Here is a 23129-nt window from a genome sequence, read left to right as displayed (position 1 = left end):
GCGCGCCGCAGAAGGGGGCTGCTTTTCGAATGGGAACGGACGGCACGGCCATCGGACGATTGAAGCAGCTTGACGGGGTGCGCGGGCTTGCTGCCTGCGCTGTCGCCTTCGGTTATCACACTCAGGTGATGTTCGACCGTGCCGTTTTTGCCGACGGCTGGGGCGGACCGGTCATAGTATGGCTCCGTCACTATGGATGGGCGGGGGTCGACCTGTTCTTCATCCTGTCGGGCTTTGTCTTCGCGCATGTCTATCGCTTTGGCGAAACGCTGCGAACACCGGCAAACTTGGGCGATTTTACCGTGGCGCGTATTGCGCGGCTCTATCCGCTTCACCTGTTCATGCTCGGGGTTACGGCTATCGCCTTCTGGTGGATGTCCTATAATACTGTGGGCGCTTTCATCGCTCACCTGTTCATGTTGCAGGTGTTCACGCAGCCCGTCGCGCGAACCTTTGATGGGCCGTCCTGGTCGATCTCGGTCGAAATTTTCTGCTACATCCTTTTCGCTGCGGCAGCGTTTGTCGGGCGGCGGACACTCGTGGCGGTCGCGTGTCTGGCGATTGCCGTAAGTGCGGCGGTGCTGCTGCTCGACGGACATGCCGGCCAACCGCTGACGTCCGCGAACAGCCTTGCCCGCGGCGGGCTCGGCTTTTTCATCGGTTTGCTGCTCTGGCGCTATCGCGCGCTGCTGGCGCGCGTCCCGACCTTGCTGCTCGCCGCGATCGCGGTGGCCGGATTGTTCATTCCGACAGGTATGGCGAATCCCGCCTTGCCCTTCGCCATACTGACATGGCCGGCGGTGCTGATCCTTGCGCTCCGGACCCGGTTCATGGGTGCAGCCCCGCTCGTCTGGCTCGGCGATCGCAGCTATTCGATCTATCTGCTGAATATCCCGGTCGCGGAAGGTCTGTTGAGGCTGACCACGAAGTTCCGGCACTGGGACTATGGCTTGTTGACGGCGCATGTCCTCTTCGCAGCAATCGTGTTGCTGCTCGCCGAACTCACCTATCGCATCGTCGAGCGTCCGGCGCAGCGCATCATCCGAAACCGGTGGAAGAATCGCCGGAGCGGACTGGCGGTCGCCGCGGCCGCCTGACCACGCCGCGCGGCGCGTCTTTCCTTGCATTTCGGGCGAAAGCCCGCTAACGGCCGCGCTTCGCGATCGCCCTCCTTTGGAACGGCGGCGTGATTCCGCGCGGGAGGAGGGCTGATAACCCTCTGCTGGACCGCTTATTTTGAGCCCCGGACGCGTCCGGGGCGACAGAAAGAAAGGAGGCCATCATGGCCAAGAAGATCAGCGGCTATATCAAGCTGCAGGTGCCCGCCGGCACTGCCAACCCCTCGCCGCCGCTCGGGCCAGCGCTGGGTCAGCGCGGCGTCAACATCATGGAATTCTGCAAGGCGTTCAACGCCGCGACCGACGGCATGGACAAGGGCACGCCGACCCCGACCATCATCACCGTCTTTGCGGACAAGAGCTTCTCGTTCGTCACCAAGACGCCCCCGGCGACCTACCTCATCAAGAAGGCCGCGAACCTGAAGTCGGGTTCGAAGGAGCCCGGCAAGATCAGCGGTGGCAAGATCGCGCGCTCGAAGCTCGCCGAAATCGCCGAGATCAAGATGAAGGATCTGAACGCCAACGACATCGAACAGGCGACCAAGATCATCGAAGGCAGCGCCCGCTCGATGGGCCTCGAAGTGACGGAGGGCTGAACCGATGGCAAAGCTGACCAAGAAGCAGAAGGCCCTCGAGGGCAAGGTCGACGCGACGAAGCTGCACAGCATCGAAGACGCGCTGAAGACCGTCCGTGAACTCGCTTCGGCGAAGTTCGACGAAACGCTCGAAATCGCGATGAACCTGGGCGTCGATCCGCGTCACGCCGACCAGATGGTCCGCGGCGTCGTCACGCTGCCCGCCGGTACCGGCAAAGACGTCAAGGTCGCGGTTTTCGCGCGCGGCGACAATGCCGACAAGGCGCTCGCCGCCGGTGCCGACAAGGTCGGTGCCGAAGACCTGATGGAAGACATGCTCGCGGGTAACCTCGACTATGGCCGCGTCATCGCGACGCCGGACATGATGGGCATCGTCGGCCGCCTCGGCAAGACGCTGGGTCCGAAGGGCCTGATGCCGAACCCGAAGCTGGGCACTGTGACCCCGAACGTCGCCGAAGCGGTCAAGGCAGCCAAGGGCGGCCAGATCGAATTCCGCGTCGAAAAGGCCGGGATCATCCACGCTGGCCTCGGCAAGCTGTCGTTCGGCGAGGAAAAGCTCCGCCAGAACTTCGACGCGTTCGTCGACGCGATCGTCAAGGCCAAGCCGGCCGGTGCGAAGGGCAAATATGTCCGCAAGATCGCGCTGTCGTCGTCGATGGGCCCGGGCGTCAAGATCGACACCGCGGACGTCGCCGGCGCCTGATTTCAGGCGAAGCCATTCAACGAAAGGGCCGGGGGAAACTCCGGCCCTTTTCTTATGGGCTGAAGGGATGGATTGGGATGGAAAGTGGGCGTTGCCGCTAACCGCTTGGTGTTCCCCGGCGAAAGCCGGGGGCCAGGGCTTTACAGTATCAACATCAGCGCTCGACACTCTGGACCCCGGCCTTGGCCGGGGAACACAAAGACGACGTGGAGCTCTATTCGTTCGTCATCCCGGGCTTGATCCGGGATCCATTATTCTGACGCTGCGTGAATGGATCCCGGATCAAGTCCGGGATGACGATGAGGATCAGATGCCCCTTTCCGCTCGAAACCCGCTATTCCCGCAAGCCTCGTAACGCCGCCCCCGCCGCAAAGGGGCCGATCACCGTCAGCAGCAGGCTGGCAGCGGCGAGCAGTTTCATGGCGCCGCGCCCCGACGGATCGAGCATTCCGGCGCCGAAGATCAGCAGCGGCACCGCGAGCGGCAGGACGAGCAGGCCGCCGATTGCATTGCCGCCCTTGAGGTTCGCCGTGAGCGCGGCGCTGAGCACGGCGAGCGAGGCGAGGGCGGGGATGGCGATGGCGAGGCCGAGGGCAATCGTCGCGACGCGCGCCGCATCCTGTGCAAGCAGCGCGGCGGCTGGCAGCAGTGCAATCAGCAACGGCAGCCCGAAGCCGATCGCATGGGCGGCGATCTTGACCGCCGCGACGACCTCGTCGGCGATGCCGCGCACCGCAAGCTGATCGAGCACGCCCGCATCCTTGTCGGGGCGGATCAGCCGGTCGATCGGCAGCAGCGCCGCGAGCAGCGCCGCGACCCACAGCATGCCGCCCCCCGTGCGCGCGAGCAGCGGCGCGTCGGGGCCCACCGCGAAGGGAAAGGCGGTCGCGACCAGCAGGAAAAAGACGACGGGCAGCCACAGCGCGCCGCTGCCCCAGGCGCGGCGCAGGTCGCGCCAGAAAAGCGCGAGCAGGGCGGTCATGCGCGCGCGCCCATGTCCAGCTCGGCAAGATCTGGGATGTCGAGCGCGAAGTGCGAGGCGAGCAGTACCGCGCCGCCGTTCGCGCGGTGCGCCGCGATCGCTGCGACGAGCCGCGTCCGGGCGGCGTCGTCCATGCCATTGGCGGGTTCGTCGAGCATCCAGATCGGCGCCGCGCTGCCGATGACGCGTGCCATCGCGGCGCGTTTGCGCTGGCCCGTCGACAGCATAGCAACCGGTACTTCGGCAAGAGCGCCGAGCGCCATCGCCTCCATCGCGCGCTGCGTCATCGGGCCGTCGATGCCGTCGATGCGCGCCCAGACGTCGAGCGCCCGGCGCAGCGGCAGTTCGGCATCGAGCGCCGCGGCTTCGTCGATCAGCGCGCAGCGTTCGTGCCGCGTCACCGTGCCCGCCGCGGCGCGGAGCAGGCCCGCGGCAACGCGGATCAGGCTCGATTTGCCGGCACCGTTGGGACCACGCAGCCACAGCGCCTCGCCGCGCGCAAGCGCCAGCGACAGGCCTTCGAACAGCAGCCGGTCGCCACGGATGCAGGCAATGCGGTCTAGCTGGAGCAACAGCGTCACGCCATGTCTTCCAGCGCGTGCATATCGTCGTCCGAAAAGCCGAAATGATGTCCGATTTCGTGGATCAGGACGTGGCGCACCAGCCAGTCGAGCCGTTCGCTGCCTTCGATCCATTCGATCAGAATCGGGATGCGATAGAGCGTCACCCGGTCGGGCATGCCGCCGCTCATGTCGATGCTGCGTTCGGTCAGCGGCCGGCCTTCGTAGAGGCCGGTCAGATCATAGGGATGCTCGATACCGAGCGAAGCGAGCGTTTCGTCGTCGGCAAATTCCTCGATCGCGACGACCACGCCGCGGATGTGCGGCTTGAAAATATCGGGCAGCGCGGCCAGCGCCGCGTCGGCCATTGCGTGAAAGGCATCGGCATCGGGGGCGCCGCCGGTCCAGCCGTCGGGCAATCGGGAAAGGGCGGCCTTGTCGCTCATCGCGCCCTTCCTTATGGCGGGGACACGGTCTTTACCAGCGGGAGAAAGCGGATGGTCCAGAAACTCGACGATGCGGCGCGTGCGGCGCTGCTCGCGCGCTTTCCCGAATGGACGCACGAGCCGCAGCGCGACGCGATCACGCGCCGGTTCCGGTTCGACGATTTCGCGCAGGCCTTCGGCTTCATGGCGAGCGTCGCGATCATCGCCGAAAAGATGGATCACCATCCCGAATGGTCGAACGTCTATAATCGCGTCGACATCCTGCTGACCACGCACGACGCCGACGGGCTGTCCGATCGCGACGCGCGCTTGGCGGAAGCGATCGAAGCCTTGCTCTGATCCGCCGATGATCCGCTTCGATCAGGCTTATCGCACGCTCGCTGTCGGGATCGCTGTTTTGGCGGGCTTCGTCGATGCGATCGGCTTCGTCGAATCGGCGGGCTTTTTCGTGTCGTTCATGACGGGCAATTCGACCCGCCTCGCGGTCGGGGTGGCGGAGGGCCATCGCGCCGCCCTGCTTGCGGGCAGCATCATTGCGATTTTCGTCACCGGCGTCGTCGCCGGATCGTTGATCGGCGCGCGCGCAGGGCGGCGGCGCACGCCGGCGGTGCTGATGTGCGTGACGCTGCTGCTGGTCGTCGCGGCGCTGCTGCGCGTGGCCGATGCCGGCTGGGTCGCCATTCTCGGCCTCGCTTTTGCGATGGGCGTCGTCAATGCGGCGATCGAGGGCAGCGACGGCACTGTGGTCGGCGTCACCTATATGACGGGCACGCTCGTCCAGATGGGGCAGAAGATCGCCAACGCGCTTCGTGGCGAGGGCGACCGGCGGTGGCGTCATCATCTGGGGCTATGGGCGGGGCTGGCGGGCGGTGCCGTCCTGGGTGCGCGCACCGTTCTGTGGTCGGCACCGCTGGCTTACGTGCTCGCGATCGCGCTTGCCGCGGGGCTGGGGGCGCGCGCGATGTGGATGGCGCGCCAGGCGCCATAAGGCGGCGCTTGCCTTCCCCGGCCGAGCGTTCCAAAAGTCGGCAATAAAGTAACACGCCAAATCGTGAGACAGGGGAGTGTGCCGCATGTCCGACAGCCTATTTCGCCGCAAGGCGATCGTTCCCGACGCGCATGAGCACAAGCTCGCGCGCACGCTCGGATGGCCGCATCTCGTCGCGCTCGGCGTCGGCGCGATCGTCGGCACCGGTATCTTGACGCTGATCGGCGTCGGCGCCGACAAGGCGGGCCCCGCGGTCATCCTTTCGTTCGTCATTGCCGGACTGATCTGCGCCTGCGCCGCGCTCGCCTATGCCGAAATGGCGACGATGATCCCCGCGTCGGGCAGCGCCTATACCTACAGCTATGTGGTGATCGGCGAACTGATCGCGTGGATCGTCGGATGGAGCCTGATCCTCGAATATTCGCTGGTCGTCAGCGCGGTCGCGGTCGGCTGGTCGGGCTATGCCGCGCCGCTGCTCCACGAATGGGCGCGGGTGCCGCAGGAATTGATGCAGGGCCCCGAACTCGGCGGGATCGTCAACCTCCCGGCGATCGCGATCATCGCGGTGGTCGCGGGAATGCTGCTTTATAGTATGCGCGAGAGTGCGACGGTCAACGCCATTCTCGTGCTGGTCAAGATCGTCGCGCTTGCGGTGTTCGTGGCGGTCGCGCTGCCCGCCTTCGACGCCGCCAATCTCGAACCCTTCAGCCCGTTCGGCTTTGCCAAGCATATGGGGCCTGACGGCGTCGAGCGCGGTGTAATGGCGGCGGCGGCGATCATCTTTTTTGCCTTCTACGGCTTCGACGCAATCGCGACGGCCGCCGAGGAGGCGAAGAATCCCGACCGCGACCTCAAGATCGGGATCGTCGGGTCGATGATCGCCTGCGTCCTGATCTACATTGCCGTCGCGGTCGCGGCGGTCGGGGCCATTTCCTACAGCCGCTTTGCGAACAGCCCCGAACCGCTGGCCTTGATCCTGCGCGAACTCGGCCAGCCGCTCGCCGCCCATTATCTGGCGATTTCTGCGGTCATTGCGTTGCCGACGGTGATCCTGGCCTTCTTCTACGGTCAAAGCCGCATCTTCTTCACCATGGCGCGCGACGGCCTGTTGCCCGCCAGCCTGGCGAAGCTGTCGGCGCGCGGGACGCCGGTGCGGATCACGATCTTCACCGCCGCAGTCGTCGCGGTGCTGGCGGGTTTCATCCCGCTCGGCGAGCTGGCGGCGCTGGCCAATGCGGGAACGCTCGCGGCCTTTACCGCAGTGTCGGTGTGCATGCTCATCATGCGCCGCCGCGCGCCCGACGCACCGCGGACCTTCCGCGCGCCAATGCCGTGGGTGGTCGGCGGCATCGCAGTGCTGGGGTGCATCTATCTTTTCTTCAGCCTGCCCGCGAAGACGCAGCTGTGGTTCCTCGTCTGGAATATCGGCGGTCTGGCGGTCTATTTCCTTTATGCGCGGAGCCGTGCCGTCGCCGGCTGACCAATAGATCCATGCTGGCATGGAATGGCGGTTGCATCGCGCCGTCAGCCCATGCAGGCTGGAATTTGTTTTGGGGCATTTGATTGGGGGAAAAGGCCGATGGCCGGATGGGGACGTGTTGCCGGTGTGGTATTGCTGATTGGCCCGGCCGGGTCGGCGTTGGCGGGCGAGCAACCGCTCTATCAGCCCGCCCCCGACTGGGCACAGGTCGCCACCCTGCCCGACGCTGCACCGGGCGGCGGGTTGCAGGTGCTCGATATCGAACAGCGTGTCGATGGCGCGACGGTCTGGAACTACACCGACACCGTCATCAAGCTCAACACACCCGAAGAACTGGCGCAGAACAGCAATGTGACGGTCGGCTGGGCGCCCGACAAGGGCGATCTGATCGTCCACGAACTGTCGATCATCCGCGACGGGCAGGTGATCGACGCACTGGCGGGCGGCCAGAAGTTTACCGTATTGCGCCGCGAAGAAGCGCTCGAACAGCGCGAACTGACCGGCATCCTGTCGGCCAATCTGCCCGTCGAGGGACTGCGCGTGGGCGACATGTTGCGGCTGCGCATGTCGATCACCAACAAGGATGACGCGCTGGGCGGCCGCGCACAGCTGGCTGTGCCGCTGATCGCCGAACCCGCGCGCATCGGATCGGGCAGCTACCGTCTGTCCTGGCGCGCCGACGACAAGCTGCAATGGAAATCCTTCGCCAATGGCGTCACGCTGAAGCCGGTGCGCAAGGGCGCCTATTACGAGCTGCCCGTCACCCTGCCGATCGCGAAACAGGCGGAAATGCCGTCGGACGCGCCGATGCGCTTTCGCAGCCCGCCGCTGATCGAGGCATCGACCTTTTCGGGCTGGTCCGACGTGTCGAAGGTGATGGCGCCGCTGTACGCGACCGCCGGCACCATCGCGGACGATAGTCCGCTCGCCGCCGAAGTGGCGGCGATCAAGGCCGCTGCGACCGACCCGCTCGAACGCGCCGCCAAAGCCTTGCAACTCGTGCAGGGCAAGGTCCGCTATCTGGCGGTCGGCATGGACGGCGGTAATTATGTGCCGCAGACGCCCGCGAAGACCTGGGACGTCCGCTATGGCGACTGCAAGGCGAAAACGCTGCTGCTGCTCGCGATGCTGCACGCGATGGATATCGACGCCGAACCGGTGCTTGCGCATGCGCAGCTCGGCGATGCGGTGGCGAGCCGCCTGCCCACCGCGCTGGCTTTCAATCATGTCATCGTCAAGGCGACGATCGGCGGCGAGCCGCTGTGGCTCGACGGAACGGGGCTCGGCACGCGGCTCGCCGATATTCGCGATACGCCGGCCTTTGGCTATGTCCTGCCGGTGCGGGCCGAAGGGGCGGAGCTGGAGAAGATCGCGCTGCGCCGTCCGGCGCGTCCGACGATCGACCTGGCGCTCGATGCCGACGAAAGCACCAGCATCGACCTTCCGTCGGTCATCAAGGTCGACATGGTCGTGCGCGGCCAGCTCGCGAGCCTGCTTACCCTGTCGACCGCGCAGCTCGGTCCCAAGGAGCAGGAGGACATGCTGAACGGCCTGCTGCAGAATTTCGTCGGGCAGGCGCAGTTCGACAAGCTGGAAGCCAAGCCCGACGCCGCGGACGGCAGCGTGACGATCACCGCGCGCGGCGTGTTCGGATCGGGGTGGGAGCGCGAGGATAATCACAGCGAGCGCTGGCTGTCGCGTGTCGGCAATCTGATCGAATTTTCGCCCGACCGCGCGCGCGCTTCCTGGGCGAATATTCCCGTTGCGACGGGCGCGCCCGACTATGCGCATTATCGTTTGCGCGTCCGGTTGCCCGACGGCGGCCGTGACTACAAGATCGAGGGCGAAGGCGCGCTCGACGCGCGGCTCGCCGGCGTCGATGTCAAGCGCAGCGTGACGATGGCCGACGGCTATGTCGTCGTCGACGAGGTGCTGGCGAGCAGCGGCGTCGAAATCGCGCCGACGGATGTCGCGGCCGAGCGCGACCGCGTTGCCACCGTCATCAGCCAGACCCCGCGGCTGGTCGCGCCCGAGGATGCGCGGCGGCGCTGGAACCTGAAAGGCGCACCATCGACGTCGCAGCTCGACGCAGTGCGGTCGATTTATGCGGTCAACGCCGCCAAGGCCGATGAGGAAAATGTGTCGGCGCTGATCAGCGAAGCGTCGTTCCAGCGCGGCATCGGCGATTATAAGGCAGCCGAGCAGACGTTGACCCGCCAGATCGCATTGCAGCCGTCGGAGGACGCCTATCTGTCCCGGTCGGGGGTGCGCAAGGAATTGGGGAATATTGCGGGCGCGCTCGCCGATGCCGAAGAGGCGCGCAAGCTCGACCCCTCGTCGCTCGGCGCGATCGGGGCTGTCGCAATGCTGACCGCCGAAAAGGGCGATGTCGCCGCGGCGACGCGGATGTTCGACGATCGCATCGCGCTTGGCGGCAAATCGAAAAGCGACCTCCGGCTCGCCAAGGCGGCGATGGTCGGCGAATTCGGCGATCCCAAGGCCGCGATCGACGAGCTCGATGCGCTCTTTGCGACAAAGCCCGGGTCGCCCGACCTGCTCAACGCGCGCTGCTGGGTGAAGGCATCGCGCGAAGTCGCGGTCGACAGCGCGCTCAAGGACTGCACCTCGGCGATGGAACTGGCGGACAGCACGGCGCATATTCTGGACAGCCGCGCGCTGGTGTGGCTGCGCCTTGGCCGCAACGACGATGCGCTGCGCGATCTCGACGCGGCGCTGCTGCAGGTGCCGTCGCTCGCATCGAGCCGCTTCCTGCGTGCGATCGTCTACCAGCGGCTGGGCCGCGCCACCGATGCCGCGGCCGATCTCGCGATCGCGCGCCAGCTGTCGCCGTCGACCGAACGCGATTATGCCCGCTTCGGGCTGAAGCCGTAACGACAGCGAAAATTGATGCGGGAAATGCATCCGGGGGGCGGGGCCTGAAGGCCGCTCCGCCCCCCGTCTGCGTCGGGGGCAAGTGGGGATGTCCCGGTGGGGGCAGGGGGCATCAGGGACCAGACCGATGCCCCCCACCGCTCCATTGAGCGGAACACTCGGGAACATATCTTACTATACAAGTGCCGTGCCATTTTCGGGCCGTCGCGCAAATCGGCGGGTTGCGCTGGTTAGCGATTTCTTACCGTGCGGCAGACTTGTCAAAAATTCCGACACCGGCCGGAAAAATTCCGTTCATCGACCGTTCAGTCAATTGACTACATTTGTAGTCGCATAGATTGTCGCAGCCGAAGGGAGGGGTTCACCATGGCGGAACGACCAAGCGAATCCGAAATGCAGGTGCTGGCCGCACTGTGGGATGACGCCCCGCAGACCGCGGCCGATCTGACCGCGCGCGTCGGCCGGGCGAATGGCTGGACGCAGGCAACGGTCAAGACGCTGCTCGCGCGGCTCGTGCAGAAGGGCGCCGTTGCGGCGGAGGCCGACGGCCGGCGTTATCTCTATCGTCCGGCGGTCGATCGCGACGCGGCGGTGGGCGAGGAATCGCAGCGTTTCGTCGATCGCCTCTTCGGCGGCCGCGTCAGCCCGCTGATCGCGCATCTCGCCGACCGCGAAGCCTTGACCGACGCCGATATCGCCGAGATCGAGGCGCTGCTCCGGAAGCTCAAGTCATGAGCGGCCCGACCATCATGCAGATTTGGGGCGACACGCTCGTCACCACCGCTCTGCTCGTCCTCGCGGTGCTGCTGGTGCGCAAGCCCTTTGCGCGCCAGTTCGGTCCGCGCCTGACCTATGCGCTGTGGCTCGTGCCGGCGCTGCGGCTGGTGCTGCCGCCCTTGCCCTTGGCCAATCCGGTGGCAGCGCCGACCGCGGCCAGCGTCCCGGCCGATGTGATGCTGATCGAGGCGGCCGACGCGGCGCGGACGATCGGGACGCCGGCGGCGATGCCGCAGCCGAGCTGGGGGCTGGCCGACGCGCTGCCGCTGCTGTTCACCCTGTGGATGGCGGGCGCGCTGTTGCTGATCGCGACGGCGATCGTGCGCCATATGCGCTTCCGGCGGCTGGTGCTGGCGCAGGCGGTCGCGCTCGAACCGATCGGTTCGATCCGTCTCGTCATGAGCGGCGCCGTCGATGGTCCCGTCGCCTTTGGCCTTTTCAGCCGATATGTGGCGGTACCCCACGACTTTTTCGCCCGCTACGCCGCCGAAGAGCGCGCGCTGGCGATCGATCATGAACTTGCGCACCATCGCCACGGCGATTTGTGGGCGAACAGCGCCGCGCTGCTTCTGCTCGCTTCGCAATGGTTCAACCCGCTCGCGTGGCGCGCGATCCGGGCGTTTCGTTTCGACCAGGAGGCGGCGTGCGACGCGCGCGTGCTGACGATGGCCGACACCGCCGAACGCCGCGTGCGCACCGCCCATTATGCCGCCGCGATCGCCAAGGCAGCGGTCGGTGCGCGCCTGTCACTTGCCGCCCCGATGGCGGTTCACGATAATCTGCAGGAGAGGCTGACCATGTTGATGCAGCAGGATATTTCGAAACAGCGGCGCTTTGCCGGCAAACTTCTCGTGGGCAGCGCGACGCTGGCCGTTCTCGGCGCGACGGCGACGCTCGTCCCAGCGGGAACCGCCACCGCGCATGTCCAGGACGCCGGATTGATCGCGCCGCCCGCCACGCCGGCTCCGCCCGCCGCACCGGAGGCGCCGCCGGCTCCTCCTGCGCCGGTTCTGGACGGACCGCACCGTATCATGATTGTCACCACCAATGGCGATGACAAAAGCGAAACCGTCACGACGTCGGCCGATGGCACGCGGCGCGAAGTGAACCGCGTGGTCGTGCGCCAGATCGTCGATGGCGACGGCAAGGCGGCGCGCGTCGCGCTGGCACCCGGTACCGAAGCGGGACGGCGGTTCGAGCTTCACTTGCCGGGAAATCTGTCGCGCGAGGACATTCTGGCGACGCTGAAGGAACAGGGCATCAGCGGCGCGCGCGCCGAGGCCATAGCGGACAAGCTGGAAGCCAAGCGCACCGAGCGCTTCCGCACCGCGCTGGCACCGATGCCGCCAATGCCGCCACTCCCGCCGATGCCTCCGATGGGCGAAGGCGCCTGGCGTTCGAAGGATGGCAAGGCGATGGCGACGGCCACCTGCAAGGACGGGCCGAAATCGGTTCGGCTGTTTTCCAGCGACGAACAGGAACAGGGCGGCCGCAACCGCATGGTGATGATGGTGTGCGGTGATGCCGGGGCGAGCAAGGCCGATCGGGTCGCGGCGCTCAAAAAGGCGCGCGACCGGTTGGCCGCCGACAGCCGTAGCGCGATGTCCGGCGAAATGCGCGCCAAGGTGATCGCCGACATGGATCGCGCCATAGCCGAGGCCCAAAAGGGCCAATAACGGGATCAGCTTTGACGCCGGTCTTTGCTCCCCGGTTGGGATCGGCGGCAGGGGCGGGGAAAGGGAGCGCGGTTCTTCCCCGCTTCCTTTCTCCGCTCCCTTTTTTGCCCTTCTTTCGGCGGGCGCGGGCTTTTCCTTTCGCCCGCGCGATGCCACATGGGAGGGGTGAGCGAAGAAAAACCCTGGCCCGACACGATCCGCGCCGGCGACTGCGAACAGCATGAGCCGCTGGTGCGCCGCGTGCTCGCGCCCAATCCGTCCCCCTATACCTTCACCGGAACCCAGACATGGATCGTCGGCGCCGGCCGCGATGTCGCGATCATCGACCCCGGCCCGACCGGATCGGGGATGAGCATCGGCGATCCACCCGACGCGAATGGCGCAGGGCATGTCGATGCAATTTTGCGCGCCGTCGAAGGGCAGAGCGTGGCGGCGATCCTCTGCACGCATACGCACCGCGACCATAGCCCCGCCGCCATGCCGCTGAAACAGGCGACGGGCGCGCCGATTATCGGCTGCGCACCGCTCGCGCTTTCGGACGATGGCCCGCGCGCCGATTCGGCCTTCGACCCCGATTATGCGCCCGACCGCGTGCTGACGGACGGTGAGCAGATCGCGGGCGACGGCTGGACGATCGAGGCGGTGGCGACACCGGGCCATACGTCGAACCATTTATGCTACGCGCTTATGGAAAGCGGCGCGCTGTTCACCGGCGATCATGTCATGGCGTGGTCGACGAGCGTCGTCAGCCCGCCCGACGGCGATATGGCCGCCTATATGGCGAGCCTTGCCAAGCTCTATGACCGCGACGACCGCGTCTATTATCCGGCGCATGGTCCCGCGGTCGCAAAGCCCAAACAACTCGTCCGCGGCATGCTCGGCCATCGCCGGCAGCGCGAGCGTCAGATATTGCGGGAACTCGAAAAGGGGCCGCGCGTCGTCCCCGATATGGTGAAGCATATGTACAAGGGGCTCGACCCCCGCCTGACCGGCGCTGCGGGCCGATCGGTGCTCGCCCATCTTCTCGATCTGCAGGCGCGGGGCCGGGTGCGCGTCGAGGATCAGACCTGGGAGCTTAGCTGAATGATCGCGATCATCCTGCTGGCTCTCGCCGCGCAAGCCGCGCCCGATGCGCCATCAGACGACCGCATCGTGATGCTGTCACCCGGAGGCGACGGGGCGCTGTGCGTTGCCGGTAGGGGCCTATGCCTCTCGCTTACGGGAGATGGCGATGCGCGCGCGCTTCACGTCGCCGCTCCGGTGTCGGGCGATGCTGCGGGAACGGACCTGCCGTTACCCGCTCCCCTTGCTGCTGCGCCGGACATTGCGCTCTGGCCCCATCTCATTGCTGTTCCCCGCGACGACGTGGCCGGACAGGCGGCGGGATCGGAGTATCTTGCCGGATTCGTAACGACCGAGAGGACAGGCTATTCGGGTGGCGGCGGGACTGGTGGACGCCTGCATCTTTTCCGTTTGACCACGGCGCCCGACGCGATCGGCTTCGGCAGCGAAGTGCTCGACGTCGTTTGGGACAGTTCGCTCATCATCCGTGCCTGCTTTTCGGAGCGCGATGCAAAGGACAGGCTCGGTGCCTGCCACGACGAATATCGCTTCATTGCCACGCTCAACCCGGCGCCGGGCGACGGAGCGGAGCTTCCGGCCTTGCATTATCGCAGCATAGCCACGGCCTATCCGCAAACGGCGCGGCGCGGCGAGGACAATAGCGGGCAAAAGCTGACCAAGGCCGATCTTTCGGACTGGCGCGACTTCGACTGCAGCTACGAACGTGTTCTGCACTATAATCCCGCGACCGCGCGATATGAAATGGATCGCCCGGCGCCCGATTGCTCGGCCTACACGACGCCATGACCGAAGCGAAAATTTCTTCCGCGCGCATGATCGCCCGCCTTCTTCTCCTCGCCGCCGCAATGCTATTCGCGCTCGGCACATGGTGGGCGGTTTCGGCGTGGCGCGATTGGCGCGAGGGTACGGCGCCGCAAACCGTGGTCGCGGCGAGCCTGCAGGGGCTTCAGGAGCAGAATGTCCTCGTGCCCTTCACCGCGCGCTATGTCGCGGTCGTTACCTCGACGCAGAACCGGCTGGGGCTGGAGGCCAAGAAGACGCTGATCATGCCGGGGACGGTGCGGTACGAGGTCGATCTTGCCAAGCTGAAGCCCGCCGATCTTGAATGGAACGCGGCGACCAACGCGCTGACGGTCACCTTGCCGCCGCTGCGCCTCGCGGGGCCGGAAATCGACATCGATGCGATCAGCGAATATCGCGACGGGCTGATCCTTCTGACGCTGACCGATGCCGAACAGGCGCTCGATGCCGCGAATCGCAAGGCGGGGCAGGCCGAATTGATCAAGCAGGCGCGGGGCGACACGCCGATGCGGCTCGCCGAAAATGCCGCCCGGACGGCGATCGAACAAAGCTTTGCGATGCCGCTCAAAGCCGCGGGGATCGACGCCAAGGTCACGGCGCGCTTCGGGCGCTGAGCCCCTCCGAAATTTCGGCTTTCGTCAGCGCGGGCTTCACGCTAGCTTCCGCCGCCTGTCCGGCCTGAGGGGGGTATGGCATGGCAACGACCGCAAATCGCGCGCTCGCCGGCGAGCGTTTCTGGCAGCGTATGGCAATCGGCCTCGCGCTTTTCATCTTCGTCGCATTCGCCCAGTTCGCATTTCGCGGGCTGGCCGATCCGGTAGCCGCACCGATTTGGGTGCATCTGCACGCGCTGGCGATGTTCGGCTGGCTCGGGCTGCTCGTTGTCCAGCCGCGTCTGGCGGCATCGGGCAACCGGACGCTGCACCGCCAGCTTGGCTGGACCGGCGCCGCGCTGGCGACGATCATCGTCGGGCTTGGCATCTTCACCGGCTTTGCCGCGGTGATCCTGCACCGCCAGCCGCCCTTTTTCACCGCACCTTATTTTCTCGCGCTGACCGCAATCGAAGCGATCGCTTTCGGGCTGCTTGTCTATGCTGCGATCCGCCGCCGCCGTGCCACCGACTGGCACCGGCGCCTGATGCTGGGGGCGACGATCATCGTCCTCGAACCGGCGCTTGGGCGCGTCTTGCCGCTACCGCTGATGATCGGCTGGTCCGACATTCCGATCGGCCTTGTCGAACTCGCGGTCGTCGGCCTGATCGCGTTCCATGACCGCCGCACGATCGGGCGCGTGCACCCGGCGACGATCCGGGTCGCGCTCGCGGTGGTGCTAACCCGCATTGCGGTCTACTCGCTCGCATTGGCACCGCCGGTCGAGGAGCTTGCGCGGCGCCTTGGCGGCGGCTGACCAGCCGCGGCCGGCATAAGCCGCGGCGGGCGCGTTTGCCCTCGCGCTGACGGCGGTGTAGGGAGCGCCCGACAAGCACCGACAAGGAACCGCCATGACTGCTCCCGTCCGCGAAAATCTCTCCGGCCTCGACCTGCGCGCCGAGATCGATCGTCTGCGCAAGGAGCGCAATGCGGTGATTCTGGCGCATTATTACCAGAAGCCGGAAATTCAGGATCTTGCCGATTTCGTCGGCGATTCGCTCGAGCTTTCGCGCAAGGCGGCCGAGACCGATGCCGATGTCATCGCCTTTTGCGGGGTCAAGTTCATGGCCGAGACGGCGAAGATTCTCAGCCCCGAAAAGATCGTGATCCTGCCCGATCTCGACGCCGGGTGCAGCCTGGAGGACAGCTGCCCGCCCGAACAATTCGCGCGGTTCCGCGCCGCCCATCCCGACCATATCGCGCTGACCTACATCAACTGCTCGGCGGCGGTGAAGGCGCTCAGCGACGTTATCGTGACCTCGTCGAGCGCCGAGACGATCATCAGCCAGATCCCGCCCGAACAGAAGATCATTTTCGGCCCCGACCGCCACCTCGGCGGCTATCTGAACCGCAAGTTCGGGCGCGACATGCTGCTCTGGCCCGGCGTGTGCATCGTCCACGAAGCCTTCAGCGAAACCGAGCTGCTGAAGCTGAAGGCGCAGCATCCGGACGCGCCGGTCGCGGCGCACCCCGAATGTCCGCCCTATATCGTCGATCATGCCGATTATGTCGGATCGACCAGCGGCATCCTGCAATTCGCCAAGACCTTCGACGGCGATACGCTGATCGTCGCGACCGAACCGCATATCATCCACCAGATGCAGCTCGCGCTGCCCGGGAAGAATTTCATCGGTGCGCCGGGTGCGGACGGCAACTGCAACTGCAACATCTGCCCCTATATGGCGCTCAACACGATGGAAAAGCTCTACATCGCGCTGCGGGACCTGAAGCCGCAGATCGAACTCGACGAGGACCTGCGCCTTGCCGCGCGCAAGAGCCTCGACCGGATGCTCGAAATGGCGTCGGGAACCGTCGGCAAGGGCGATCTGGGCGCTCGCTGAGTCGCGAGTCGGCGTCGCGCGGGGCGAGTCGGATCGGCGAGTCGTCGCTGAAACCGCCTCTGGGCGAATCCGAAAATGCTGCAACGCTGTTACAAAAATGCTGCCCCGAATCCGCTTGTTGCTAATGCCGGACTTATCCACAGAAGGCGGCGTGTGCTGCGCGCGAAAGCGCGTTTTTTATTTGGCGCTCCGCGGCCTTCATGTCAGCTTCAAATCATCGGACGACAGAGACGTCGGACCGCCGGGACACGAAGGGTGGTTGCAAGACTAGCCAGAAGAGAACGGGCCGGTTGACGAGGAAATTGACCGATAGCTCGATCACGGAACGCCGCGATTCCCACGAGTTGAGGCGAACCCGATCGGGTACGGGAAAGCAGACCGTCGCTTGGACGGCGACCGCTTCGGCGGACGCGCAGACCGGATGACGAAGGGCTTTCCGGGTGAGGCCGGCCCCCGAAAGGGGGCCGACCAAACCATCGCCGGATCGAGCCGGCGCGCGCCGCGACGCATCGTTTGGCGGGCTGCTGGTCGCCAGGCCAGCGGTTCGGGATGAAGCGGAACGGACGCGCGACGATCGAAACCGGATAGTGGGGGTTGGCAGCGATGTCGGCCCCCATTTCGTTTGCGTGCCGCCTGTTTGGGTGCCGCTATCGGCCTTCGGCATTTTTTTCGCACCTGTGATGCCTGTCACAACCGCGGTGCACCAATCCCCCTAAATCCCGTCCTGCGACCCGGAGCAGTTCCCCGACCGGAACTGATCCCACTGTCCCGGCCGTGACCTTTCGGGGAAGCGGCCGGGAACTTTTCGACCTCCATCGACATTATGATCGCATCGTTGAAGCGATGTCGCACCGCGACCGGCCGAGCGCCGGAACGGGTTCCGCATCGACGTTCGACTATGTTCAAGGAGGAGATTGCAACATGATCGGCATTATCATTTGGCTCGTTGTCGGCGGTGTGGTCGGCTGGCTCGCCAGCATCGTCATGCGCACCGACGCGCAGCAGGGCATCCTGCTCAATATCGTTGTAGGCATCATCGGCGCCTTCATTGGCGGCCTGCTGATCGGCGGCGGTTCGATCAACAACGCGATTACGCTGTACAGCTTCCTCGTGTCGCTGCTGGGTGCGATCATCCTGCTGGCGGTCGTGAATCTGGTGCGCCGCGGCAGCGTCCGCTGACCCCGATGGCGGCGTCCTTCGGGTCGCCGCCAATTCATTAGGCAATCGGGGCCGTTCGCGTTATCAAGCACATACCCGCAGACTGGCGGGCAACAATGATCGTAGGGGGTCAATGTCATGATCGATTTCATCATCGCTATCGTCGTAGGCGGCATCATCGGCTGGCTTGCCAGCATCGTGATGCGGACCGATGCACAACAAGGCATTTTCCTGAATATCATCGTCGGCTGCATCGGCTCTATTCTGGGGCGGTTTCTGCTCGGCGGTCTGATCGGCGGCGGCCATTTGCGTGGTGACGCGTTCGATCCCAAGACGTTGCTGACGGCCTTTCTGGGCGCCGTGATCCTGCTTGCCATCGTCAATCTGGTCCGGCGGGGCAGGGTGCGCTGAAGCGCTGAAACCGACATAGCTCCAAAGCGGAGCGAAGGTTCGAAAAAGGGCGGTCTGCGGTGGCAGGCCGCCTTTTTTCGTGGGGCATAAGCGCTGGAAAAGACCGATGATTTCGTCTAGTTGCGCGCGGCTGTGCGCGGGGTGGGCACGGGCTCAATCGCCTCTTGTATGTGGTGATGTAATAGGGTAATACACCTTCGACATATTTGTCCTGCCGTTCGGAAGAGAGGGGCGGCCGTCACGAACGGCTGCGGCACATGCCGGCGCGGAGGGATGGGGAGTTCGACGTGAACTACGAGCGGAAAGTGGATTCGATGGATAGCCTGGCGGGTTCGACCCAAAGCTTTTACGAAGAGGCGGACAATCGCCGCAAGCGGACGATCCTGATCGTCGCGCTGGTATTGACCGCGATCGTGCTTGCCGTCGCCTGGTTCGCGTTCGGTTCGGGTAAGGCCGGCGACGATGCGGCCGCGGGCGGTGCAGCGGGCGCCGCTGCGGGTGCCAGCACGCCGACCGTGACGGTGATGATCCCGGGCCGCCAATCGGTCCAGGCGGTGATCGCTGCCAACGGTACCATCGCGGCGCGCCGCGAGATGCCGGTCGGCGTCGCGGGCGAGGGCGGTCAGGTCGTCAGCGTCCTTGTCGAACCCGGTCAATGGGTCGGCGCGGGCCAGACGCTCGCGGTGATCGACCGGTCGGTGCAGGCGCAGCAGGCCGCAAGCCTCTCCGCATCGATCCGTGTTGCCAAGGCGGATGCCGACCTCGCGCAATCCGAACTCGATCGCGCCGAGGCACTGGTCGGACGCGGCTTCATCTCGAAAGCGGACCTCGACCGCAAGCGCGCGACGCGCGACTCCGCGAACGCACGGGTTCGCGTTGCCGAAGCGCAGTATAAGGAAGCCGTTGCGCGCAATGGCCGCCTGAATATCGTCGCACCCGCGGCGGGCCTGGTGCTCACGCGTCAGGTCGAACCGGGCCAGGTCGTCGGCGCCGGCAGCGGCGTTCTGTTCCGCATGGCCAAGGCCGGCGAAATGGAAATGCTCGCGCAGTTGGCCGAGGGCGACCTCCAGCGTGTCCGCACCGGAACGCGCGCGACCGTGACCCCGGTCGGCACCAATCTGCAGATCGCCGGACAGGTGTGGCAGGTGTCGCCGGTCGTCAATCCCGACACGCGGCAGGGCACGGTGCGCATTGCTGTTCCCTACAGCGACGCACTGCGTCCCGGCGGCTTCGCCGACGCGCGCCTCGTCTCGGGTTCGGCCGAGGCGCCGCTTCTTCCCGAAAGCGCGGTGCAGAGCGGGCCCGAGGGCAATTATGTCCTGATCGTCGGCAAGGACGACAAGATCGAACGGCGTCCCGTCAAGGTCGGAACCGTCACCGATGGCGGCGTGTCGATTGCGTCGGGTCTGACCGGCAATGAAAAGGTCGTCGTGCTTGCGGGCGCCTTCCTCAACGTCGGCGACAAGGTGAAGCCGACGATCCAGAAGTCGTCGCAATAAGCCTCTCTCCGGACCGACTGCGCACAAGGGCGTTTGAATCATGAGCTTTCGCAACATTTCCGCCTGGTGCATCCGCAATCCGGTGCCGCCGATCGTCCTGTTCGCGCTGCTGCTGCTGGCGGGGATCGTCAGCTTCAACCGGATGGACGTCAACGACAATCCCGATATCGAATTCCCGGCGGTGCAGGTCATCGTCGCGCAGCCGGGCGCCGCGCCTGCGGAACTCGAAACGCAGGTGACGCAGCGTATCGAGGCCGCGGTGCGCAGCGTCAGCGGGGTCGATGAACTCTCCTCCTATGTCAGCGAAGGCAGCAGCCGTACGATGGTGCAATTTGCGATCGGGACACCGATCGATCGCGCCTATAATGACGTCAATCAGGCGATTTCCCAAATCCGCAGCAACCTGCCCGACGGGATTCTCGAGCCGCAGGTGGTTCGTGTCGATATCGCCGGCGGCCCGATCACCTATTTCTCGGTCGAAGCGACCGACATGACGCTCGAACAATTGTCGTGGTTCGTCGACAATACGGTCGCAAAAGAGCTGCTGTCGGTGCCGGGTATGAGCCAGGTGCGCCGTTCGGGCGGGGTCGACCGCGAAATCCGCGTGATCCTCGATCCCGCGCGGATGCAGAGCTATGGCCTGACCGCGAGCCAGGTGAACCAGCAGCTCCGTCAGGTCAATCTGAACGCGGCGGGCGGGCGCACCGAAATTGCCGGGTCGGAGCAGGCGGTCCGCGTCCTCGGCAACGCACAGAATGCTTTCCAGCTCGGCGAAACGCGCATTTCGATCGGCAACGGCCGGACGATCCAGCTTTCGGACGTGGCCAAGGTGACCGACGGCTATGCCGAACAGCGCAATCTGGCCAAGATCAACGGCCGTCAGGTGCTGTCTTTCTCGATCGAAAAGGCGAAGGGCTCTTCGGACGTCAGTGTCCATGACGAGGCGATGAAGAAGCTGGCGCAGATCGAGAAGAACAACCCCAAGGTGAAGTTCAAGATCCTCTTCACCCGCACCGACTATACGAAGGAACAATATCGCAGCTCGATGGCCGCGATGATCGAAGGCGCGGTGCTCGCCGTCGTCGTCGTCTTCCTGTTCCTGCGCGACTGGCGCGCGACGATGATCAGTGCGATGGCGATCCCGCTGTCGGCCATTCCGACCTTCTGGTTCATGGATCTGATGGGCTTTTCGCTCAACAGCCTGTCGTTGCTCGCGCTCAGCCTTGTCGCCGGGGTGCTGGTCGACGACGCGATCGTCGAGATCGAGAATATCGTCCGACATATGCGTATGGGCAAGACGGCCTATCAGGCTTCGATCGACGCCGCCGACGAAATCGGCCTCGCGGTTGTGGCGACGACGATGTCGATCGTCGCGGTCTTCCTGCCCGTCGCGTTGATGCCCGGCATCTCGGGCCAGTTCTTCATCCAGTTCGGGATGACCGTGGTGTTCGCGGTGCTGATGAGCCTTGCCGTCGCGCGTATGATAACGCCGATGATCGCGGCCTATTTCCTGGCCGCGCACGGCGAACAGGCGCACGCCGAAGGGCCGTGGATCGATCGTTACGAGCGCGTGCTGCGCTGGACGCTCGACAATGGCAAGCATCACGCGGTGCGCGCCCGCTACGAAGCGGTTCCGACCCGGCTCGCCTTCCTCGCTGTTCCCCTGATCCTGTCGGGCATCTTCGTCCTCTATTCGGCCTACGCCTATTTCCAGCCGGTGCCGGTCGGTCAGGATGCGCCGAATACCGCGCTCTATTTCCTGCTGCGCACGCCGACGCTGACCGTGATCGTCTTCCTTGCGATCAGCTTGCTCGCGATCTTGCTCGGTGCGCTCGCCTGGTTTGTCGGGATGCGGCAATGGGCCTTTACCGGCTGGGCCAAGTTCATGCTGCAGCGCGCCTGGGCACGGCTGTTCGATCACCGCGTGTGGATCGTCGGCATCGGCGCCGCGGCCTTCGTGCTGAGCATTGTCCTGTTCGCCACGCTGCCGCAGCAGTTCCAGCCGACGATCAACAGCGATTACAGCCAGATCAAATATGAACTGCCGCCGGGATCGACGCTGGCGCAGAGCGAGCATATCGCGAACCAGGTTTCGTCGATCCTCAGCGCAAGCCCCGCCGTCGATACCGCCTTTTTCGACGTGAATGTCGGCGGCGGCAATGCCTTCCTGACGCTCAAGAAGGACCGCGATATCAGCAGCGTCGAATGGGAACGCAGCCTGCAGCCGAAGCTGACGGCGATTCCCGATGCGCGCGTGTCGTTCCAGAGCCAGTCGGGCGGCTTTTCGGGCCGCGACATCACGATGGTGATCGGCGGCGACGATCCGGTCGCGCTGGAAAAGCACGCGCTCAAGATCGTCGACGAAATGAGCAAGCTCAAGGAACTGCGCGCGCCGCGGATCGAGGGTGACATTCCGCGGCCCGAGATCATCGTCAATCCGCGCATGGATCTGGCCGCCGAACTCGGCGTGACCACCGCGGCGCTCAGCCAGACGATCCGCATCGCGACGCTGGGCGATATCGATCAGAATGCGGCGAAATTCTCCCTGTCCGATCGCCAGATACCGATCCGCGTGCTGCTGTCCGAAGATTCGCGCCGCAGCCTCGCGACGATCGAAAATCTGCCGGTGCCGACCTCGCGCGGGACGACCGTGCCGCTGAAATCGGTAGCCGAAATCGGCTTCGGGGCGGGGCCGACCGAATTGCGTCGTTACAATCAGACGCGGCGTATCGTCATCGGGGCGGATCTTGCGCCCGGCCTTGTGACGGGCAATGCGCAGCAAAAGATCGATGCGCTGCCCGCGGTCAAGAATATGCCGCAGGGTATCCGCAAGGTCATCCAGGGCGATCAGAAGTGGCAGGCCGAGCTGATCAAGAACTTCCTGATCGCGGTCGTGTCGGGCCTGATGCTCGTATTCTCGACGCTGGTGCTGCTCTATCGCCGCTTCCTGTCGCCGCTGGTCAACATGTCGTCGCTGCTGCTGGCACCGCTCGGCGGGTTGCTCGGCCTGCTCGTGACCGGGATGCCGATCTCGATGCCCGTCTATATCGGCCTGCTGATGCTGCTGGGGATCGTCGCCAAAAACTCGATCCTGCTCGTCGATTTCGCGATCGAGGAAATGGACAAGGGGATCGGCAAGGTCGAGGCCCTCGTCGATGCAGGGCGCAAGCGTGCGCAGCCGATCATCATGACGACCGTCGCGATGGTCGCGGGCATGGTGCCGACGGCGCTGTCGCTGTCGGGTGACGGCGCATGGCGCGCGCCGATGGGCGTCGTCGTCATCGGCGGCCTAATCCTGTCGACGATGCTGACGCTGCTGATCGTACCCGCGGGCTTCAGCCTGGCCGACAGCATCGAAAAGCGCCTCGGCCGCTTCTTCTCGAGCAATCTGCTCACCTACAAGAAGGGCGACGATACGCGGCCGCACGGCGATGCCGCGCCGCAGCCGGCCGAGTAACCGGACGCGA

At 65.4% G+C, this 23129-nt stretch carries 21 protein-coding genes; 18 read left to right on the top strand and 3 right to left on the bottom strand.

The window, feature by feature from the left end:
* Window positions 1-59: 59 nt before the first annotated feature.
* The 3 genes from STE01S_RS05390 (at window position 60) to rplA (ending at window position 2417) form a co-directional block, all read left to right on the top strand.
* Window positions 60-1097 carry an acyltransferase family protein gene (locus tag STE01S_RS05390; RefSeq protein WP_162928208.1) on the top strand — a complete coding sequence of 346 codons (1038 nt, stop codon included), beginning with the start codon at window positions 60-62 and terminating at the stop codon, window positions 1095-1097.
* A gap of 185 nt (window positions 1098-1282) precedes the next feature.
* Entirely contained in the window at window positions 1283-1714 is a 432-nt protein-coding gene (gene rplK, locus STE01S_RS05385) for a 50S ribosomal protein L11 (protein ID WP_003049146.1), read from the top strand.
* Between the two features lie 4 nt (window positions 1715-1718).
* On the top strand, window positions 1719-2417 hold the full coding sequence (gene rplA / locus STE01S_RS05380; RefSeq protein WP_062765615.1) for a 50S ribosomal protein L1: 699 nt from the start codon (window positions 1719-1721) through the stop codon (window positions 2415-2417).
* Window positions 2418-2751: 334 nt separating this feature from the next.
* Here rplA and STE01S_RS05375 read toward each other — a convergent pair whose 3' ends face one another.
* From STE01S_RS05375 to STE01S_RS05365, 3 genes are read right to left on the bottom strand one after another with little or no spacing between them, the layout of a single operon-like run.
* A complete protein-coding gene (locus STE01S_RS05375) occupies window positions 2752-3399 on the bottom strand; it encodes a heme exporter protein CcmB (RefSeq protein ID WP_062765612.1) in 648 nt (215 codons plus the stop codon).
* Window positions 3396-3980, bottom strand: a complete 585-nt coding sequence (ccmA, locus tag STE01S_RS05370; RefSeq protein ID WP_062765609.1) for a heme ABC exporter ATP-binding protein CcmA — start codon at window positions 3978-3980, stop codon at window positions 3396-3398. The genes STE01S_RS05375 and ccmA overlap by 4 nt, the downstream gene beginning before the upstream one ends.
* Window positions 3977-4405, bottom strand: a complete 429-nt coding sequence (locus STE01S_RS05365) for a metallopeptidase family protein (RefSeq protein WP_062765606.1) — start codon at window positions 4403-4405, stop codon at window positions 3977-3979. The genes ccmA and STE01S_RS05365 overlap by 4 nt, the downstream gene beginning before the upstream one ends.
* A gap of 51 nt (window positions 4406-4456) precedes the next feature.
* On the opposite strand from STE01S_RS05365, the gene STE01S_RS05360 reads away from it, so the two are divergent.
* From STE01S_RS05360 to STE01S_RS05290, 15 genes are all read left to right on the top strand, one after another.
* Window positions 4457-4744, top strand: coding sequence for a 4a-hydroxytetrahydrobiopterin dehydratase (locus tag STE01S_RS05360; RefSeq protein WP_003049156.1), 288 nt, complete (start codon window positions 4457-4459; stop codon window positions 4742-4744).
* A gap of 7 nt (window positions 4745-4751) precedes the next feature.
* The gene (locus tag STE01S_RS05355) at window positions 4752-5393 is read left to right on the top strand and encodes a YoaK family protein (protein WP_062765603.1); all 642 of its coding nucleotides are present in this window, start codon (window positions 4752-4754) and stop codon (window positions 5391-5393) included.
* 85 nt (window positions 5394-5478) lie between these two features.
* Complete coding sequence (locus STE01S_RS05350; RefSeq protein WP_062765600.1) at window positions 5479-6873, top strand: amino acid permease; 1395 nt, start codon at window positions 5479-5481, stop codon at window positions 6871-6873.
* A gap of 99 nt (window positions 6874-6972) precedes the next feature.
* Window positions 6973-9765 (top strand): DUF3857 domain-containing protein, encoded by a 2793-nt coding sequence (locus STE01S_RS05345; RefSeq protein WP_162928207.1) that lies wholly within the window; start codon window positions 6973-6975, stop codon window positions 9763-9765.
* Window positions 9766-10131: 366 nt separating this feature from the next.
* Window positions 10132-10500 (top strand): BlaI/MecI/CopY family transcriptional regulator, encoded by a 369-nt coding sequence (locus STE01S_RS05340; RefSeq protein WP_058812891.1) that lies wholly within the window; start codon window positions 10132-10134, stop codon window positions 10498-10500.
* Entirely contained in the window at window positions 10497-12218 is a 1722-nt protein-coding gene (locus STE01S_RS05335; RefSeq protein WP_062765597.1) for a M56 family metallopeptidase, read from the top strand. The genes STE01S_RS05340 and STE01S_RS05335 overlap by 4 nt, the downstream gene beginning before the upstream one ends.
* A gap of 156 nt (window positions 12219-12374) precedes the next feature.
* A complete protein-coding gene (locus STE01S_RS05330) occupies window positions 12375-13301 on the top strand; it encodes an MBL fold metallo-hydrolase (protein ID WP_409371969.1) in 927 nt (308 codons plus the stop codon).
* Window positions 13302-14087: a hypothetical protein gene (locus tag STE01S_RS05325; protein ID WP_062765591.1), complete on the top strand. Its 786-nt coding sequence runs from the start codon at window positions 13302-13304 to the stop codon at window positions 14085-14087.
* Window positions 14084-14716 carry a DUF4230 domain-containing protein gene (locus STE01S_RS05320; RefSeq protein WP_255265885.1) on the top strand — a complete coding sequence of 211 codons (633 nt, stop codon included), beginning with the start codon at window positions 14084-14086 and terminating at the stop codon, window positions 14714-14716. Before STE01S_RS05325 ends, STE01S_RS05320 begins: the two co-directional genes overlap by 4 nt.
* Window positions 14717-14796: 80 nt before the next feature.
* Entirely contained in the window at window positions 14797-15510 is a 714-nt protein-coding gene (locus STE01S_RS05315) for a hypothetical protein (RefSeq protein ID WP_062765588.1), read from the top strand.
* 94 nt (window positions 15511-15604) lie between these two features.
* A complete protein-coding gene (nadA, locus tag STE01S_RS05310; RefSeq protein WP_058812896.1) occupies window positions 15605-16594 on the top strand; it encodes a quinolinate synthase NadA in 990 nt (329 codons plus the stop codon).
* A 924-nt stretch (window positions 16595-17518) separates the two neighbouring features.
* The gene (locus tag STE01S_RS05305; protein WP_040590464.1) at window positions 17519-17773 is read left to right on the top strand and encodes a GlsB/YeaQ/YmgE family stress response membrane protein; all 255 of its coding nucleotides are present in this window, start codon (window positions 17519-17521) and stop codon (window positions 17771-17773) included.
* 117 nt (window positions 17774-17890) lie between these two features.
* On the top strand, window positions 17891-18163 hold the full coding sequence (locus tag STE01S_RS05300) for a GlsB/YeaQ/YmgE family stress response membrane protein (RefSeq protein WP_058812897.1): 273 nt from the start codon (window positions 17891-17893) through the stop codon (window positions 18161-18163).
* A 314-nt stretch (window positions 18164-18477) separates the two neighbouring features.
* Entirely contained in the window at window positions 18478-19662 is a 1185-nt protein-coding gene (locus STE01S_RS05295; protein WP_062765585.1) for an efflux RND transporter periplasmic adaptor subunit, read from the top strand.
* A gap of 40 nt (window positions 19663-19702) precedes the next feature.
* Window positions 19703-23119, top strand: a complete 3417-nt coding sequence (locus STE01S_RS05290; RefSeq protein WP_062765582.1) for an efflux RND transporter permease subunit — start codon at window positions 19703-19705, stop codon at window positions 23117-23119.
* Window positions 23120-23129 lie beyond the last annotated feature (10 nt).

The organism is Sphingopyxis terrae subsp. terrae NBRC 15098 (assembly GCF_001598815.1).
GTDB classification, from domain to species: Bacteria; Pseudomonadota; Alphaproteobacteria; order Sphingomonadales; family Sphingomonadaceae; genus Sphingopyxis; species Sphingopyxis terrae.
This window is presented reverse-complemented; position numbering and strand designations above follow the sequence as displayed.

Excerpts from the sequence above, each read along its gene's own strand:
- STE01S_RS05325 (WP_062765591.1), top strand. The coding sequence starts at position 13,302 with ATGATCGCGATCATCCTGCTGGCTCTCGCCGCGCAAGCCGCGCCCGAT.
- STE01S_RS05350 (WP_062765600.1), top strand. The coding sequence starts at position 5,479 with ATGTCCGACAGCCTATTTCGCCGCAAGGCGATCGTTCCCGACGCGCAT.
- STE01S_RS05290 (WP_062765582.1), top strand. The coding sequence starts at position 19,703 with ATGAGCTTTCGCAACATTTCCGCCTGGTGCATCCGCAATCCGGTGCCG.
- STE01S_RS05295 (WP_062765585.1), top strand. The coding sequence starts at position 18,478 with ATGGATAGCCTGGCGGGTTCGACCCAAAGCTTTTACGAAGAGGCGGAC.
- STE01S_RS05360 (WP_003049156.1), top strand. The coding sequence starts at position 4,457 with ATGGTCCAGAAACTCGACGATGCGGCGCGTGCGGCGCTGCTCGCGCGC.
- STE01S_RS05335 (WP_062765597.1), top strand. The coding sequence starts at position 10,497 with ATGAGCGGCCCGACCATCATGCAGATTTGGGGCGACACGCTCGTCACC.
- STE01S_RS05300 (WP_058812897.1), top strand. The coding sequence starts at position 17,891 with ATGATCGATTTCATCATCGCTATCGTCGTAGGCGGCATCATCGGCTGG.
- rplK (WP_003049146.1), top strand. The coding sequence starts at position 1,283 with ATGGCCAAGAAGATCAGCGGCTATATCAAGCTGCAGGTGCCCGCCGGC.
- STE01S_RS05320 (WP_255265885.1), top strand. The coding sequence starts at position 14,084 with ATGACCGAAGCGAAAATTTCTTCCGCGCGCATGATCGCCCGCCTTCTT.
- STE01S_RS05315 (WP_062765588.1), top strand. The coding sequence starts at position 14,797 with ATGGCAACGACCGCAAATCGCGCGCTCGCCGGCGAGCGTTTCTGGCAG.
- STE01S_RS05355 (WP_062765603.1), top strand. The coding sequence starts at position 4,752 with ATGATCCGCTTCGATCAGGCTTATCGCACGCTCGCTGTCGGGATCGCT.
- rplA (WP_062765615.1), top strand. The coding sequence starts at position 1,719 with ATGGCAAAGCTGACCAAGAAGCAGAAGGCCCTCGAGGGCAAGGTCGAC.
- STE01S_RS05330 (WP_409371969.1), top strand. The coding sequence starts at position 12,375 with ATGGGAGGGGTGAGCGAAGAAAAACCCTGGCCCGACACGATCCGCGCC.
- STE01S_RS05345 (WP_162928207.1), top strand. The coding sequence starts at position 6,973 with ATGGCCGGATGGGGACGTGTTGCCGGTGTGGTATTGCTGATTGGCCCG.
- STE01S_RS05375 (WP_062765612.1), bottom strand. The coding sequence starts at position 3,399 with ATGACCGCCCTGCTCGCGCTTTTCTGGCGCGACCTGCGCCGCGCCTGG.
- STE01S_RS05365 (WP_062765606.1), bottom strand. The coding sequence starts at position 4,405 with ATGAGCGACAAGGCCGCCCTTTCCCGATTGCCCGACGGCTGGACCGGC.
- nadA (WP_058812896.1), top strand. The coding sequence starts at position 15,605 with ATGACTGCTCCCGTCCGCGAAAATCTCTCCGGCCTCGACCTGCGCGCC.
- STE01S_RS05340 (WP_058812891.1), top strand. The coding sequence starts at position 10,132 with ATGGCGGAACGACCAAGCGAATCCGAAATGCAGGTGCTGGCCGCACTG.